The organism is Flavobacterium sp. AC274 (genome assembly GCF_979258275.1).
Window position 1 is genome coordinate 5176471 of record NZ_OZ409852.1, and the last position, 17042, is coordinate 5193512.

Annotated in this window: 7 protein-coding genes and 1 pseudogene; 2 read left to right on the forward strand and 6 right to left on the reverse strand. The window is 32.6% G+C overall.

Translation table 11 applies throughout. The features are described 5' to 3' along the window. Positions 1–13: 13 nt before the first annotated feature. The 5 genes from ACZZZT_RS23355 to ACZZZT_RS23375 all read right to left on the reverse strand — a co-directional run bounded on the left by ACZZZT_RS23355 (position 14) and on the right by ACZZZT_RS23375 (position 14234). Entirely contained in the window at positions 14–5200 is a 5187-nt protein-coding gene (locus ACZZZT_RS23355; RefSeq protein WP_463462126.1) for a deaminase domain-containing protein, read from the reverse strand. A 4-nt stretch (positions 5201–5204) separates the two neighbouring features. Then, positions 5205–10289 (reverse strand): T9SS type A sorting domain-containing protein, encoded by a 5085-nt coding sequence (locus ACZZZT_RS23360; protein WP_463462127.1) that lies wholly within the window; start codon positions 10287–10289, stop codon positions 5205–5207. Positions 10290–10293: 4 nt separating this feature from the next. After that, positions 10294–12282, reverse strand: coding sequence for a fibronectin type III domain-containing protein (locus tag ACZZZT_RS23365; RefSeq protein WP_463462128.1), 1989 nt, complete (start codon positions 12280–12282; stop codon positions 10294–10296). A 343-nt stretch (positions 12283–12625) separates the two neighbouring features. Then, complete coding sequence (locus tag ACZZZT_RS23370; protein WP_302094777.1) at positions 12626–12931, reverse strand: hypothetical protein; 306 nt, start codon at positions 12929–12931, stop codon at positions 12626–12628. A 445-nt stretch (positions 12932–13376) separates the two neighbouring features. Then, positions 13377–14234, reverse strand: a complete 858-nt coding sequence (locus ACZZZT_RS23375) for a leucine-rich repeat domain-containing protein (RefSeq protein WP_463462129.1) — start codon at positions 14232–14234, stop codon at positions 13377–13379. Between the two features lie 180 nt (positions 14235–14414). Here ACZZZT_RS23375 and ACZZZT_RS23380 point away from each other — a divergent pair, with 180 nt between their 5' ends. Further along, the gene (locus ACZZZT_RS23380; RefSeq protein WP_042563884.1) at positions 14415–14903 is read left to right on the forward strand and encodes a DUF1761 domain-containing protein; all 489 of its coding nucleotides are present in this window, start codon (positions 14415–14417) and stop codon (positions 14901–14903) included. Positions 14904–15021: 118 nt separating this feature from the next. Then, a pseudogene (locus ACZZZT_RS23385) lies at positions 15022–16175 on the forward strand (peptidogalycan biosysnthesis protein). On the opposite strand, the gene ACZZZT_RS23390 reads toward ACZZZT_RS23385, so the two are convergent. Further along, on the reverse strand, positions 16172–17041 hold the full coding sequence (locus tag ACZZZT_RS23390) for a diacylglycerol/lipid kinase family protein (RefSeq protein WP_463462130.1): 870 nt from the start codon (positions 17039–17041) through the stop codon (positions 16172–16174). The pseudogene ACZZZT_RS23385 and the gene ACZZZT_RS23390 sit on opposite strands and share 4 nt — an antisense overlap. Position 17042: the final 1 nt, after the last annotated feature.

Consider the following 17042-nt stretch of genomic DNA (forward strand, 5'->3'; position numbering starts at 1 on the left):
TCTATATAACTCATCATTTTATTGTTTTAATACCATCAACTAAGTAAATCTTTATATTTGGAAACATATCTGCAAAATCTTGAATAACGCCTTGGCAAGAAACGCAATAAGGTAATTCAGATGCTATAGTCATTTCACCTTTAATTTTTGGAAAAACTTTTCCTTTTTTGCCACCCAACTTATTAGCGATTTCACTTAATCCAACATACTCTGTGTCAAATTCTCTACTCCAGGCACCTTCAGTCCCAATATTTCCACTTCCATCTACTTTATATGCATCAAAAATAGTTTCACCTTCATATTTATTTCCACTAATTTTTATTTCTAAAGGGTCTAATTTTAAATTACTAATCTTTCCATCAAAATAAGCTAAATTTCTTTTATCAAATTTTTGAATTTCTTCTATTAATTCACTTCCTGAATATTTCTTTCTTAATTCATATATTTTTCCTTCTCTATATTGCTTAAAAGTAGTTTTAGCTTTAGAGTAATCTATAGCAAAACCTCTAAAAATATTTTTTCCTTCAACTAACTTTGTTGGTAATGTATTAATTTCTTTGAATTTAATAGTCCTAGCAATATCATCCGTTTCGTTTAAAATTCCTTTTATATCAGCATTAGCAATTTTACCTTCCTTAAAAGCAGCTGCAAACGCATCCAGCTCCGCAGTTGTAACTGATTTATCCGATAATTTAAAGAATTCAAGTAATCTACCTCTCGTATAGGATGTCGATACTTTGGAGAGTTTTCCTTCAGCGTTTAAAGTATAAATAAATCCTCTAAAGAATATTTTCGAATCTTTAGTAAGTTTACTTGCAAATTTTTGTCCTGCTCTTAACTCTCCAGACGCAATAACAGGCAATACAATAGCAGAAGTATAAAGAGCTGTACTAAGTGCATCTTTTCTACCCACTGCATACATGAGTCCTATTGCTTCTGGAATTGCATCAGCCCCTACAAAAGAAGCAGCAATAGAAGCAACATCAATAGTACCATATACTATAGGATCAAGTGTACTCCATTTATCTTTGTTGTACACATTGCTAAATTCATAAATTGGAGGAGTTTCACTTGTGCCACCAAAGACTATAGAAAGATCTTTTGTCCATTGTGAAAATCCACCTTTAAAAGCATATCCAGTAATATATTTATTTGCTGTAAGCTCGTCCAGCTGTTTTTCTTTAAAGTCTATTGAGTTTTCAAAATCAATCCAATCTTCTAAATTATCACTAGAATTTGCTTTATCCAAAAGTCCGGCTTTATCCATTTCATACTTTAGAATTTCTTCTTCATAAAAAGGATTTATGGCTCCACTTCCAGGAGTAATACTATAAACAAGCTGAGGAATAGGTAAATTAGCAATCTGATCAAAATATGTATTTTGTTTAAGCAATACTGTTTTTACAAAATTATATCCTGATTTATATTCCTTATTTTCAATCTTATCTACCGCTATAGTTCCATCTGCATATCTTAGTCCTAAATAAATAATTGATGGCTTATAAGTATGCTTATACACTTGACCAATAAATTCTTCTACTTGTGTACTAACAATAGATTCATATGTACCTGCTGCAGCTGCTCCATTTCCTCCTTTAACTTTAGCTGTATTATTAGCTTTAATTTTAGCAATAGCGTCTGTTTTTACATCAACTCCTTTTGCATACAATCCCGGCATAAAGTGATCTACAGAAAAATCTATGATACCAATGCCCTTTTCAAGATTAAAGTAAGGAACAGTAATTAATACTGCATTTTTATCTTTTAAATTACTTGCTTCGTAAACTTGTTTAGTAAATTCGTTCCAATTACCACTAATTAAATAATTAACTTTTGTATAAACAACATAAATATTTACTGGATTATTCTTCTGTTTTGAAAATTCAGATAAATAAACAAGACTATGGTCTAATCTGTTTAATTTATCTCCTCCTGCAGGAATGTTTTCATCTACTGATATATTTCCCAGATCCCCATTGGTCATTTCAGTATTATAACCGTAACCAGAATTATTTTTTAAAATTAATTTATTTACCTGCGATATTGTTTTCTGAATTTGTTCCAAAGAAAATTTTCCTCCTTCAATTCTATCAACTTTGACTCCTGGAGGTACGTCCATACTTGCAATATCAAAAAAACTAGATGTAAATGCGTCTTTATCATTACCACATGGAACATTTTTCGCATTGCTAGAATTTTCTTCTATAAACTTGTTTAAATCAGTACTATTAAGTTTGTTTTTTATTTGCGAGTAAGTAATTGTTAATTCTTTTGATGGACAAGGTCTTTCTATATCGAAGAATAAAGTGATTTTATCATTATCTTTTGGATTACTGATATATTTTAACTCACCCGAATATTTTATAGTGGTATTCCTCTCATAATAAGCATCATTTTTCCAACAATAAACTTTTCCATTTTCACTAAACCCATATATTAATCCTTTTTTTGTGTTATCAAAATTACAAGCATCATATATCAAGCTATTAGGCGAAGGTAAACTTGCAATTTTGTAATCAGGGGTTATTACGTAATTAGCAAACTCCCCACTAGCCTGACTCTGAAACGCATACAACTTAAACACAGGGTCATTAATTTGTTTCCAATCCTGATGATTTAAAACTGTTCCTGAGCTATAATCCATTAACAAATCTGTACTTGATTCAGACGTTTTGTAAATCTCAAATGGATGTTCTAACTTAAAAATACCATGACCTAATTCGTGTGCGGGAGTTTTATCTAATCCAGTTTTAAATACATAACCAAACTGTCCATTCAAACGCATGTATCCTTGTTGCCCAGTACTTGAAGTTTTATCTGTTACAAAAAGCACATAACTTGATTCTGTGCTTTGGTACAAACTGTTTATGCTTTGTTGATCTGCACTATAGGTTGATGTAAGTGTGTTTTTCTCTGTCTGAATCGTATTTCCTGAAACTACACTGTTTATGTTTAATACTTTCTCTTTTGTAAAGTTTATTTTAATCCCTACTTTATTATAAATTGCCTGAGTATTGGCAATAACTTGATCCAGTTTCTTTTCTGAAACTTCATCTGTAGGAACTAATGCAACATTAACATTTTTTGGAGAAATATCTACAAGCATAAAAGCGCCGATAACTTTCCATTTTTCCCCCTCTTTTATGGTAGCTAATATTTGTTGTTCAGCATAACTCAGGGTTCCTTTTACCGTTATTACAAAAACTTTATCATTTCTTTTAAAGTCGATTTTAGCACCATTTTGAGTTTTAAAAACAATACTGTCCAATTTTACATTGGTATCTGTAACGGTTACAGTACCTAGCAACGTATCTGAATCGCCATTTAAAACTGCTTTGTAAGGAAGCGCTACGTCACCAACTTTTTTGTATAACTTTTGTAAAGCCGCAGATGCATTATCAGGCATTACATCAAAAGCATATTTACTGCCATTGCCAGAAAATGCAATAGAAATTCCTTTGGCGGTAAATGCTGTCGCCTGACCGCTTTTATCAACTCCATCTGTATTTTCCGGAGTTGGTTTTCCTCCTGCAGCTGCAGCTATAGGTTCATTACTTCCGTTTCCATCTTTGTCTACATTATAGGTATTCCCTTTAGAATCTGTAATTATAGTATCTTTTCCTCCGGGAATAGTTACCTGTTCTCCATTTGTACCATTTACAAGAATATCTCCATTAGGATTGATAACGATATCTTTTACTTCAAACGGAACAGTTTCTTCTATTTGACCGCCCTGACCCTCACCAGTAAAATCTTCTACATCGGCAATATTTTTCCAATCAGCATTATAACTTGTCTCAACAACACCACTGATTAATTGATAATCTGTATTAATGACAATATCCTTAAACTCAACTGCAATTTTAGTATCGGCCAAATAAGGCACAATAATATATCCTTTACCAGAATATGGACTGTTTTCTCCCTGAAGCTCTAAAATTGTAACCGGAAAATCTCCCGCTTTAAAAGTTTCGCTCTGAATTAAATTCGTAAGCGGTTTTTGATTCTGAATATTAATTTGAGGAACAATACCACAATTATATGCCGGAACTCCGCTAGTTTCAGTAGGTGTTGTAAAAGTGTTTATTCCTGAATACGTAAATGACTGAACGCCTTCGCTTATAGGATCACAACTTGAGCCTACTCTAAACTGATACGTAACACCTGGTTCTAAATTGGTGATTAATGTTTGTTTATTTAGACTGTTTGATGAAAACCATTGTGCGTTGCGAACATCCTGTTTTTTGTATTGTACCTGATAACGGGTATGCTCCGGTATTCCTTCCCAAGTGATTTTTACACTTTTAGAACTCTGAGATTCACTTAATAAAAATGTTGGAGCTGCACAGGAAGCAGTATATTTAAAGGAATATATCTCGCTATAGCCATCATTTTTAAAAACGGCATTTTCTGAAAGTCCGGTAGTCGATATAGCTCTCACTCGCCATGCATATCGCAGGCCTGGAGTAAGAATTGGCATGCTTAAATTATACAACAAAGCGGTTCCGAAAAGTGTTTCCTCGTATAAAATGGGAGACATTTGAAACCCAATTTGAGGATCTAACGTTGGATCGATAAGCTGCTTTAACTCGAACTTATACGATATATTGGTTGCATTTATCTGACGTGGTGTCCAGGTAAATAAAATATTCGGAAATTCTGTCGACGCAATTTGCTCGTTTTTTTGTGGTGTATTTAATAATGGCGGATCATTTAAGATCAGGTATAAACTGGCACAACTTTTCTGTGAGATCTTTTGGTTGGTTACAAAATCGTACATCTCAAAACAAAAATTGTACATTCCATCCGGCAACGGATTAGCATATTGAGCCGGAGAAATTCCCTGTAGATTTTCTAATCTAAAAAGTGCAGCAATATCGGTATTGGTCAGCGTTTGTAATTCACCTCCATTTATAAAAATTGGTCGCTGTCCTTGTATAAAATCACTACTCTGTACATTAAGCCCATTGCCTTGTATGTATAATTTTAAACGTACCTGCCTTTGCGATATAGAAATATCGGTAGGATTTATCAGCAACTGCATTTTAGTATCCATACTAGTAGCATAATCTGAAATTTTGACGCTATACGGACTATTAAAAACAGGTGTTAACTGCACGGGATATAACTGTGCATATCCGGTTACGCTAAAAAACAGAAAGAGAACAAATAAATGTATGTTATTGAAAAGGTTTTTCATTTTTTTAATAGATGATAATTTTTTTAACCAATGTTTGTTGTCCCGTTTCTAATACCAGAATATACATTCCGGATTCTAATGACGTCTCAAAATCTATTTCATATTTTTTCTTTCCTGAATCATTTTTTTGAATCATCGTATTTTGTCCCGTCGTAGCAAATAACCTTAAATTTACAGCACTAATATTTTCTAAAGTTACAAGCGCTTTGAAATTACCATTACTTGGATTTGGAGTTACAATAAAATCTACAATAAATTGCGATGTAGTACCTGTATCTGGCAAACCACTTCGTTTTTCAACGGTAATATTTTTACTGAATGTTGCGTAACATTCTCCTTGCGTTTGCTCTAAACCAATGGCATAGACGCCTGTTGCATCAAACTTAAGGGTTATGTATTTTTCCTTTTGCTCTACAATTTTTACTCCGTCAGGAATTACCCATTTGGTGCTTTCTCCAAAAGGATTACTGGTATTCACTAAGATTACTTCCTCATCTAAATAGGCTTGTGAACTCAATAAAAACTCTGAACTAATAATTGCCTGACTTGTTTTTATTACAATTTCATCCTCGCTAATGCAACCTAAAGCTGTAGTTACTTTTACAGTATAGGTTCCTACTTTTGACAGCGTTACTTTTGCATCATTTGATGTAAACCCATTTGTAGAAGTCCAGTTGTATTTTGCATTTGTATCTGCAATTGTAGCGTCTAAATCTAAAACCTGATCATTACAAAGCGTTCTGTCTTTTCCTAAATCAACAACAATTTGATTTGGATCTTTTAGAACAAATCTCTTTTTATACACGCAACAGTCCGGACATGTAATGGCTACTTCATAATTTCCTGCTGCAAGATTATTAAGGTCTTTTGTGGTTTCTCCTGTGCTCCATAAATAGCTGTAAGGTAAATTTCCTCCTGTAACATTCAGCTGGATTGATCCATTATTGCCGGTATAACAAGTAGGGTTTTTAACTGTTTCAGTGGTAAGTATTCCTTTGGGATCACCCACAAAAATACTTCCCTGAATAGTACAGCCTTTTGCATCGGTTATCATTACAAAATAATTATTGGTTGTAATGTTCTCTATTTTTGCTGTTGTATCTCCGTTTGTCCACTCATATGTGTAGGGAGCGGTTCCGCCTGTTACATGTACTTCTGCCCATCCGTCATCTCCATTATTACAGCTTGCATTCAATTTTGTAAAAGTCAGATTCAGTTTTGCAGGTTCCGGCATAAACTGTGTAACATCTATTTCTTTTACTAAAACATTATTTACATAAGTACCCAATTTTATTCCATTAGCATCTTCAATATTAAGAGCATAAGTTCCATCTGAAATATTTTCTACTGTTTCGTCATGATCATTCCAAAGTATCCACGAACCGTCTTTCTGCTGTTTTTTCCAGGTATAGTAATAAAGTAATCCGTTATTTTGATTTGGTTTCAACTGAATTCCACCTTTAACGTGAGCTGTTAAAATTCCGTCTTGTGACTCATCTCTTTGACCATCCTGTGGATTAAAATCAGTCTCGTTTCCAAATTCATTACTCACATTACAGGAAATAGTACGAACTATTTCAAAAGTAACTTCAAGCGGATCCGGATCATCTAAACTTATAACCGAGTTTGCCACCGTACAACTTATTTTATTTGTTGCAGCATCATAATTACGATCACGAACCGTTAAACTATAGGTTTCCTCGCCAAGACCGTTTAATGAGATCGTGTAAATACCATTATTAAAACTGGTTGTAGTGGCAGTTTGTAATATTCCTTTACTGTTTTTCCACTCAAACCAATAGGTATTGTCTAAGAAAATAGTGCCTCCGGTAATTTCTACAACAATCTTTCCATTAGTAGCCTTATAAAAACTAGGGTTAAGAATTTCAGTATATTTGATAGAAAGAGGACTCAATGGCTCTGTAATTTTTACATCTGCCTGAGTTGTACATCCTTTTGCATCTGTAATAAACACCCAATAATCACCTTTCTTCAAAACGACATTTTCTTTATCTTCTACTCCGTTAGACCATTTATAATCATACGGAGGTGTTCCTCCTACAGGATTTGCCGTTGCCCAGCCGTCATTTCCTCCATTACAATAAACATCTCCATGTGTAATAGTTACCGATAATTTTGGAGGTTCCTGCATAAGTTGGGTTACATCAATTTCCTGCGTAAGCTGGTTATTGACATAAGTTCCAAGCATGATCCCGTTTCTGTCTTTTATGTTTAATGCATAATTTCCATGGGAAAGATTCGTTGCCGTTTCTCCCTTAATATTAGGCAAAGCTGTCCATGAACCATCAATTTCTTGTTTTTTCCAGTAAAAATAATACGGAAGACCATTATTTACAGAAGTTGCCAATGGAGTTCCACCAGTTACATGGGCCATTAAAATACCATCCTGTGACTCATCACGCTGCCCATCTTGTGGTGCAGTATCTGTATTATTACCAAATTCGTTACTTGTATTACAAGAAATATCACGAATAATTTCAAAAACAACTTTTAAAGGATCAGGCTCATTAAGCGTTACTTTCGATTCTATTACTGAACAATTAACAATTTGATTCGTTCCTTCATTATAATTTTTATCTTTTACAGTTAAAAAATAATCATCCGCAGGAACTCCGTTTAAAGTAATGGTATAGATTCCATTTTCTACGGCTGCAGTTGTGGTTTGTAGTGCTCCTGCTGCATTTTTCCACTCATAATTATACAGTGGTTCATTATCATTTGGTGTTCCGCCTGTTATTTTGGCTACAATTCTTCCGTTTGTTGCTCCAAAGAATGTAGGGGTAAAAATTTCATAGTACTCAATTGCTACCTGAGAGGTTGGTTCGCCAATTACAACACTGCCTTTTATAAAGCAATCATTACCATCTGTAACCTCAACAAAATATTCACCTTTTGTTAATTGAGATACTTTATTTTTATCAATAATTCCTCCACCAGTATTATACCAGGTAAATTTATAAGAACCCGTTCCGCCGGTTACAATCGCTTCAGCCCAGCCATTGTTGCCCTCAAAACAGGAAACATTTCCTGAATTAAAAGACAATTCAAGTTTTGTAGGCTCTATAATACTTTTTGTTGTTGGAATTGCCGTTATTAAATCCGTAGTGCTGTAATCACCTTGTACTATTCCATTGGCATCTTCAACATTTAATGAATAGTTTCCTTGCGAAATACCTTCTATAGATGCCGTTTTCTCCCCTGTTAATTCCTCCCACAAATTGGTTACATTATTGTATTTGGACCAGGTATATTTGTATGGCAAACCATTATTTGCTGATCCTGTAAATTTGATTCCTCCAACAACTGTTGCCGTAAAAATTCCGTCTGAAAATTTTTCCGCTTCTGAATCGGAATTCTCACTGTTACACGAAATTGGATGGGTTTCTGTTATTGTTATTACAATTTTACCCGGCTCAGTTAATGTCTGTGATGATTCGATAACAGAACAGCCTGCTTTATTTATTGCAGTATTGTAATTTTTGTCTTTTACAGTTAGTTTATATTCTCCGTCCGGAACATTGTCTAATGTAATATTATACGTTTTATCTGCCGAATTGTACTGGTCCGTGGCTGGCAAAAGATCTCCAGCGATATTCCTCCACTCAAAGTTGTATGTTTTATCATCTTTTATTGTACCGCCGCTTATGGCAGCCACAATTTTTCCGTTAGCTGCACCTTTAAAAGTCGGATCCTTTTTCAAAGTATAACTTAACGATAAAGGTGATACTGGCTGTGATATGGTTTTTTCAAGTACTTTATCATCTCCAAGTTCAATTTTGCCGTTTACTACTTTTTGAATTTTAGCAATACAGCCATTCATATCTTTTACTTTTATCTTGTAGGTGCCAAGTGGCAAACCTGTAATTGTGTACGGCTTATTATTTGGAAAAGAAATCCAATTTACTCCATTATCTAATGAATAGTAATCATTACCCGGTGAGGTGCGGGTTCCTCCGGTTGGTGTAATGATTATTGTCCCGTCTTTCCCTCCGTTACATTGAATATCTGTAGCGTCTAATGCAAAGTCTAATATAGGAGGTGATGTTATTGTAAAAGTTTTCAAATCATATAAATCCGCATCTACAGAAGTATTCAATCCGTTTTTAAAACCAATCAGCTGCAATATATAAGTACCTGCACGTAAACCTGTAATATTAAAGTTTTTGCTCGCATCAATTAATAAATCCCCATTATAATCACTTGGAGTACCTGATCCAACATCTAATAATGTATATCTTAATTGTTCTCCATTTAGTAAAGTCCTGCTAAATCCAAGTTTTATTGATCCGTCTTCACTATCACTACAAGTTGGCGGAACCGCTGCCGATGTAAGAACTTGTGGTGCAGATAACCGAATAGAATAAATCGCTATACCGCTTAAACCCGGTGTTGTAGTACAGGGTTTTATTCTAAAATAAATGTTTTTTCCAATATTAGCAGCTGCTCCGTTTGCACCCAAAATATCAATTGCATCTACATTAATACTTGGAGCGTTATTATATTGTGTTAAATCTATCCATTGATTTGCTGTCGGATTAGGTAATAAAGTATATTGCCACTTATAATAGGCCGCATCATAACCTGAAGAAGCTACTATTGTTTTTTTTGAGTGTGTTGGTAAAATATTATCTGTGGGCTGCGTTACATTTATTTTAGCTTCAATAGAGTAATTAAAAGTAATATGCGTCATTCTGGGAGAATAACTTTGATCAAAATAACCACTTGGACAATATGTATTTACATTCACAGATTTAGTACTATTAGCATCAGTACCAGATCTAAAATTGACAAAAGCATAACACTCTATCGATACAGGTTTAGATAGGCTTGTTAAAGCCTGTAAATTGAGGTTGTTTTCATTATCACCATTATTATTAATATCTCTTGCATATGCATTAGCACTAGTTCCGTTTTGATAACGAACTGTTATTCTAATATTTGAACTGGTCCTGTTTTTAACCCCATTATTTATTCTATAGGTAAGATTAGTGATTTTTATAGTGTAATTTACCTGAGCAAAACTAAACCCCGAAACCAATAAAAACATCAATAAGTAAAACTTCTTCATAGGCTTAATATATAACTGTTAAGATTTCAGCCTTTGCAGGGCTATCGCTTTCCAGATTAGGAATCAAATGATATTCGTATTCCTGATTAATTTTTAAATTTTTATCTTCTAAAGTAAAAACGTTTGCGTTTAATTCCTTCCATAAAGTTGGCGGAGTTCCTTTTACATTTTTGTAAATACTTAATCCCAGGACTTTGCCTTTATTTTTTGCATAATCCCAGCTTAATACTATCTTTTTATTTTCTCTATCTGGTAATCCCTGCAAAAATGTAATTACCTTAACAGGAGTAAAGTTTAATACATTTACAGTTATTACAGAATGATCTAATGACGACCAAAGATTACTTTTATCTTTTGCCAGAATAGCGTACTGGTATGTTTTTCTATTTTCTACCCTGTCATCTGTAAATTCCTGAATGGTATCATTTATCTGTTTAATCTCCAACCATTTTTCCTGTCCTTTCTCTCTCCTTCTAAGACTATATCCTACTACATCTTCACTATAACTGCGTATCCATTTTAAATGTACTTTGCCATCTTTATTATCATAATCCTTAAAAATCGGAGCCGCTGGGGGAATTTTATCGGGTTTATCCAACACCAAAACATCAGATGGATCTGAAATATTAAATCGCATGTCTTCTGCAGCAATCCTATAATAGACTTTGCTGTTCGTCATTTTAAGACTTACGCTGTCTTTGTAATCATTACCCACATACGATTTGTGATAAATATCTACAAATTCTTCATCTGGATTATTGGCTTTTAAAATTCGATAACCTCTTAAATCTTTTTCCAGATTGGCTTTCCATTTCAGTCTCACCACTCCAAGGCTATCTATTACACCTTCTAATCCTATTGGTTTTGCAGGAGGTATAGAATCTACGGGCTGAACCAACATACTTTGAGAAGTCAAACGCTGGTTGTTTTTACCAACAACAGAAATGGTAAAATAATTGGACGGATATAAATTCTCCTTAAAATTGAGTTTTCTCTCCGAAGGAGGAATTATTTTAGAAACTACTTTATACGGACCTTTGTCATTATTGGCTAAATTGATTTCATAACCCTGAATAAAACCTTCAGAATCTTTAGGGTAATCCCATTCTAAATTAACCTCGTTTGAGTTAACAATATTATAATCTACAAGCCTTGCCGGAGTAACTATAGCAGCCACCCCTTTTGCAGTAATAGGTTTTGTCAATTCTCCTTTTTCTCCAAATGAAGTTATACCATATAACCTATATTGATATATTTTGTCGTTTACGCTAAGCGTATCAATATAATACATCGATTTTGAAGGATGTTCATCTTTATCGTTCAGGTTTACTAAAGGCGTAGTAGCGATGGGGCTAAAATTGACTCCGTCTGAAGATTTCTCTACCATAAAAGAAGTGTAAATTCTTTTAAAAGTTTCATAATCCCACGAAAGCATTACTTTTTTGTCGTCAGGAATTGCAATAAAATCAGTAGGGGCAGGTAAAGCAGTATAATCTTTCAGACCTATCATATAAGATGACTCCTTGACTTTTGGACTTTCAAAAACACTTACCTGATAAGCATAAACTTCATTTTTCTTTACATTGGTATCTACAAATCCCCAACCTGCCTTTAATGCACCTTCAAAGCTCATATCGGCTGCATATAAAGCAAAAGTATATCGCTGATCCAGTTCATCGGCCATATTTACTATTTTGGACAAATCTCCTTCTTTAGCTGCACTTACTTCAAAACTTTCCCCATAAATAGATTGAGCTATAATAGCTATATTATTATCTTTTTGTACTAAATCAAGCCAGGAATCTAAAGGCTCAGGCACTAATGGTTTTGGAGTAAGTAGTATTTTTTCGGGTTTTGGCAAAACAACACCATCCCTCAATATAGTTGTCCTTGTAATTACAAATCCTTTTTTATTTGCTTTTTGCCATTCACTTGGAGAGTTTATTGCCCAACGAATCAAAATTTTATCTTTTTGAGCTCTGGCATTGACCATTACAGTAGCTTTTTTGGTCTGAGAATACGATAAGGATACAAATAATATGAATAAAAAAAGAAGCTTGCTTTTTGACATTAATGTGTAATTATTTCCATGTTAAAAAAGGCAAAAATAATGTTTTATATTAACTAGCAAACAGCTGTTTACTAAAAAAAACAATAAATTAGGGTAAATAGAACATTAATTTAAATATTAATCATTAAAACCAAGAAAATACCTATATTATTTTATTATATCAAAAATTGAATGAAATTATGCAATGCGTTTAACGGTGAATTTCAGATAAAAAAAGACTGCCCAGAAATTGAACAGTCTTTATTTATTTTATTAATTCTAAAGCCTAAGCCATAAACAAGGCATATTTATTATAATTATATAAAACCTGATCATATGGCACTAAAAGTGATGCAATTTTTTCTGAAGAAGCATTAAATGTAATTCCGTTATGTTTTCTGAATAAATAGATTTCTTTTAAACAATTTGACAAACTTTGGTGAATTGATGTTGTAAAAGTTGGCAATTGTTTGTCACCTACCAACAAATCAATTTGGTAATTTGAACTACTTTTAGAAAGATTGTTTCCAATAATTCTTATCGTAAATGTGGTCGATTTTCCGTATTGTTCACCTTGATACTGTATTACCATAATTTTAGTATTTAGAGTTTTAAAATTAGTTTTTCTTCACTTCAGATCGTATTCAATATAAAGTTATGAAAAAAATAAGTTGTTTCACAAACTGATTCTTAAATATCAATTTACGGCAAAGTTACTATAAATTCCATTTCAAGAATTTTTTATTTAAGACTTAATAATAATTTAATTCCAAATATCGGCAATTGCTTTACGTTCGATATTAATAGCAAATAAAGGTGTTTCCTCTTCATTATGTAATGCAATATTCTGAATAGTTTCTTTTACAAAAGTCCAAAGTTTTACAATAAATAAGATTATTTAAATATCACTGTTACTCTAATAATCAAATATCAAAAAATACGGCAAAAAAAACCGTAACGAGAGTTACGGTTTCAACAATTAACTAAATATATTTAATCAACTTGTTAACGAGAGTAAAATTCATTCATAAGCACGATTAATTTTGGGTAACAATTGTAGTTTCTTTTTCAGTATTAATTTCTAGTAAAACAGGATTTCCGTTTTCGTCAAGCATAGTCATATTTAAAACATCTAATACGGCTAAGTTCTTAGAAACAGTTCCTTTAAATTTATTATTAGACAAATTCAATTCAGTTAAATTATGTAATTTTTCAAGTCCAACAGGAATTTCACCTTCCAAATTATTATCAAATAAACTTAAATTCTGCAAAGCATGAAAATTTATAATTTCAGGATTCAAAATTCCTGTAAGTTTATTATTATTCAAAAGTAATACTTTTAAAGTAGAAATTTTATATAATGAACCAGGTAAATCGCCTTTAATTTCATTATTAAACAAAGCAAGAATTTCCAATTGTGCTAACTGTCCGATTTCCAATGGTAATTCTCCTGAAATTTTATTTTTAAAAAGTTCTAAATCTTTAAGTTTTTTTAATTCGCAAATAGATTTCGGTAAAGATCCGGTTAATTTATTATCAGAAATATTCAAAATTTCAAGTTCTTTCAGGTTTTCGATTGCATTTGACAATGACCCTTTAAGATTATTTTGATGCAAATCGATGCCTTTTAAAAATACCAAATTAAAAAATTCAGAAGGAAGTTCTCCCTGCAAATTATTATCAGATAAATTCAGTGCAATTACTTTTCCATTTTCAACCTGAACACCATACCAATCTAAAACAGAAGTGGATAAATCCCATTTTATTTTCCAATGCTTCCCATTTGTCGCATTATAAAATTTAATTAAGGCATTTTTCTCTTTTTCTGAAACAGTATCTGCATAAATATTCAATGAAAATATAAAAGCTAGAAAAATTGGGGCTAAGCTTTTCATAACAAAATTTGGGGTTTGTTTCTGCGTGTAAAAATATACTTTTTACAGATAAAAAACATATTGTGTAGATAAACTGTTAATAAGTAAACATTTAATCGTATTTTTACTACTTTTTTAAATATTCAGAAATAAATTAAATTTTAATTAAATTTGACCAACTAATTATAAAAACCTCATATTATGGAAATTAACTTTATCGCATTATTATTAGCTGCAATTGTAACGCTTGTAGTTGGTTTTATTTGGTACAATCCAAAAGTTTTTGGAACGATCTGGATGAAAGAAAATAATTTGACACAAGAAGAACTTCGAACAGGAAACATGCTCAAAATTTTTGGGTTAACCTATGTTTTCTCTGTTATGATTACAATGACACTTATGTCATTAACAATTCACCAGTCTGGAGCTATTGGAATGGTTGGCGGACCACCAATGATAGATAGCGCAAAACCATCATTTCAAGCATTTATGACAGATTACGGAATGGCTTATCGTACTTTTAAACATGGAGCACTTCATGGGTTTATATCCGGTCTGTTTTTTGCTTTTCCAGTAATTGGAATTAATGGATTGTTTGAAAGAAAATCATGGAAATACATTTTTATTCATGCCGGATACTGGCTTGTTACACTAACTTTAATGGGGGGTATTATTTGTGCATTTGCTTAAAAATATAAAAATCAAAACCCGTTTAAAGTAAATCTTAAACGGGTTTTTCTTAATAATAACTTAAACAAGTCCTGTTATTATAAATATTATCTAATTTTGAACAAATTAGCAATTACTCTTGAATACAACTTATTCTTTTCAAATATATAAAAGCGCATCATTACTACCCTTAGAATGGAATTCGCTTGCAACTAAAAACATTTTCTTAACTCGGGAATACCTCGAAGTGCTCGAAAAATCTTCTCCGGTAAATATGATTTGCCATTTTATCGGAATTTTTAAAAGCGAAAAATTAGTTGGAATTGCTTTAACCCAATTTCTGTTTACAGAAAAACTGGAATCTTTTGGCGAACGTGACCAATGTTTAAAAACATCTGTACGCAATTTTGCCTTCAAAAAATTTGCATCACATGTTTTATTTATTGGCAACAATATGCTGACTGGCCAAAATGCATTTTCATTTGTCGAAAATGTAAATCAGTCTAAAATTATTAAAACACTCCATAAAGCCATTAACGAACTTAAAAAAGAACTTAAGTCAATTGGCAAAAAAGTGCATATTACCAGCATAAAAGATTTTACCGAAAGTGAAATAGAACCATTAAAAGCTGAATTTAAAAATAATTTTACATTTTCAACTCAGCCTAATATGATTTTTGAAATCAATAAAAACTGGAAATCAGAACAAGATTATATTGATGCTTTGTCTAAAAAATATCGGGATCAATATAAGCGCGCCCGTAAAAAATGGACGGCATCGAAAAAAGGAAAATGCCTTTGGAAGAGATTATCAAACATGAAAATGTGATTTATGATCTTTACTCCCATGTCGCCAAAAATGCACCTTTCAATACTTTCTTTCTGGCTAAAAATCATTTCAGCACTTTTAAGGAAATCATGAAAGAGAATTTTCTTTTTTACGGTTATTTTTTAGACGGAAAACTAATCGGTTTTAATACTTTAATCAAAAACGGAACTGTAATGGACACTTATTTCCTGGGCTACGACGAAAGTATTCAACGCGAAAAAATGCTGTATCTTAATATGCTTTACGACATGATTGCCTATTCTATCAATCAGGGTTTTACCGAAATAGTTTTTGCACGAACAGCGCTTGAAATAAAAAGTTCTGTTGGTGCAAAACCATTAAAAATGTACGGCTTAATTACACATACTAATGCGTTAATTAATAAAAACATTGGTAAATTATTCGATTATTTAGAACCAAAAACCGATTGGAAAGAGCGAAATCCCTATAAAGAAATTAGTTAAGGAACCGCAATTTTCATTTGTTTGTGTAAAATATGAATTTCTAAATCGGTTTGAGCACCGCAATATTCTCCATCAATTTGAAAATTAACCGGATAATCCGTTTTTATAGTCGCTTTATCTGTCGAGATAATTACCACATCATCTGAATCCAGAGGCATATTTCCGGTAATAATTTTTCCGAGCAATAATACATCCAGACTTTTTAAAATCACCAATTCAAATCTGCCATCGTTCATAGCGCCATTTGGATTGATCGTAACGCCTGTTCCGTATTTCTGCGAATTGGCAATTACAATAATTCTGGCTGTATGTTCCACTGTTTCCTTATTCGTGGTAATCGTTGCTACAAAAGGTGCGGCAGATTCAACTAAAGTTGTGTAGGCTTGCAACGCATAACCCCAAATTCCGCGTAGATTACTTTGTTCATAATTTTTTACCAAGTCAGCATTGATTCCAATATCGCTTAAATGGATACTTTTTTTGCCGTTAATACAAATCATATCCATTTCGATATAATGATTGAGAAAGGCAATTTTTAGGTTTTCCTCGATCGTTGTCGGCAAACTTAAATCAACAGACAGGCCATTTGCAGATCCTGCAGGCAAAATTCCAATGATAATATCGTGATCTTCCATCGCTTCGGCAACCATTTTTATGGTCCCGTCACCTCCGGCAACAATAATTCGTTCTGGCTTATATTGATCATAAAGTGATTGTATTTGTCTTAAATCGCTTTTGCCTGTAGTTTCATAAACTTCAAGATCAAAATAATTTGTAGTTGCAAACTCTTGTACGGCTTCTATTAAATCTGTTTTATCCAGATCTCCCGAAATTGGGTTTACAACAAATATGATATTCTTTTTCAAA

Excerpts from the sequence above, each read along its gene's own strand:
- ACZZZT_RS23355 (WP_463462126.1), bottom strand. The coding sequence starts at position 5,200 with ATGAAAAACCTTTTCAATAACATACATTTATTTGTTCTCTTTCTGTTT.
- ACZZZT_RS23360 (WP_463462127.1), bottom strand. The coding sequence starts at position 10,289 with ATGAAGAAGTTTTACTTATTGATGTTTTTATTGGTTTCGGGGTTTAGT.
- ACZZZT_RS23365 (WP_463462128.1), bottom strand. The coding sequence starts at position 12,282 with ATGGTCAATGCCAGAGCTCAAAAAGATAAAATTTTGATTCGTTGGGCA.
- ACZZZT_RS23370 (WP_302094777.1), bottom strand. The coding sequence starts at position 12,931 with ATGGTAATACAGTATCAAGGTGAACAATACGGAAAATCGACCACATTT.
- ACZZZT_RS23375 (WP_463462129.1), bottom strand. The coding sequence starts at position 14,234 with ATGAAAAGCTTAGCCCCAATTTTTCTAGCTTTTATATTTTCATTGAAT.
- ACZZZT_RS23380 (WP_042563884.1), top strand. The coding sequence starts at position 14,415 with ATGGAAATTAACTTTATCGCATTATTATTAGCTGCAATTGTAACGCTT.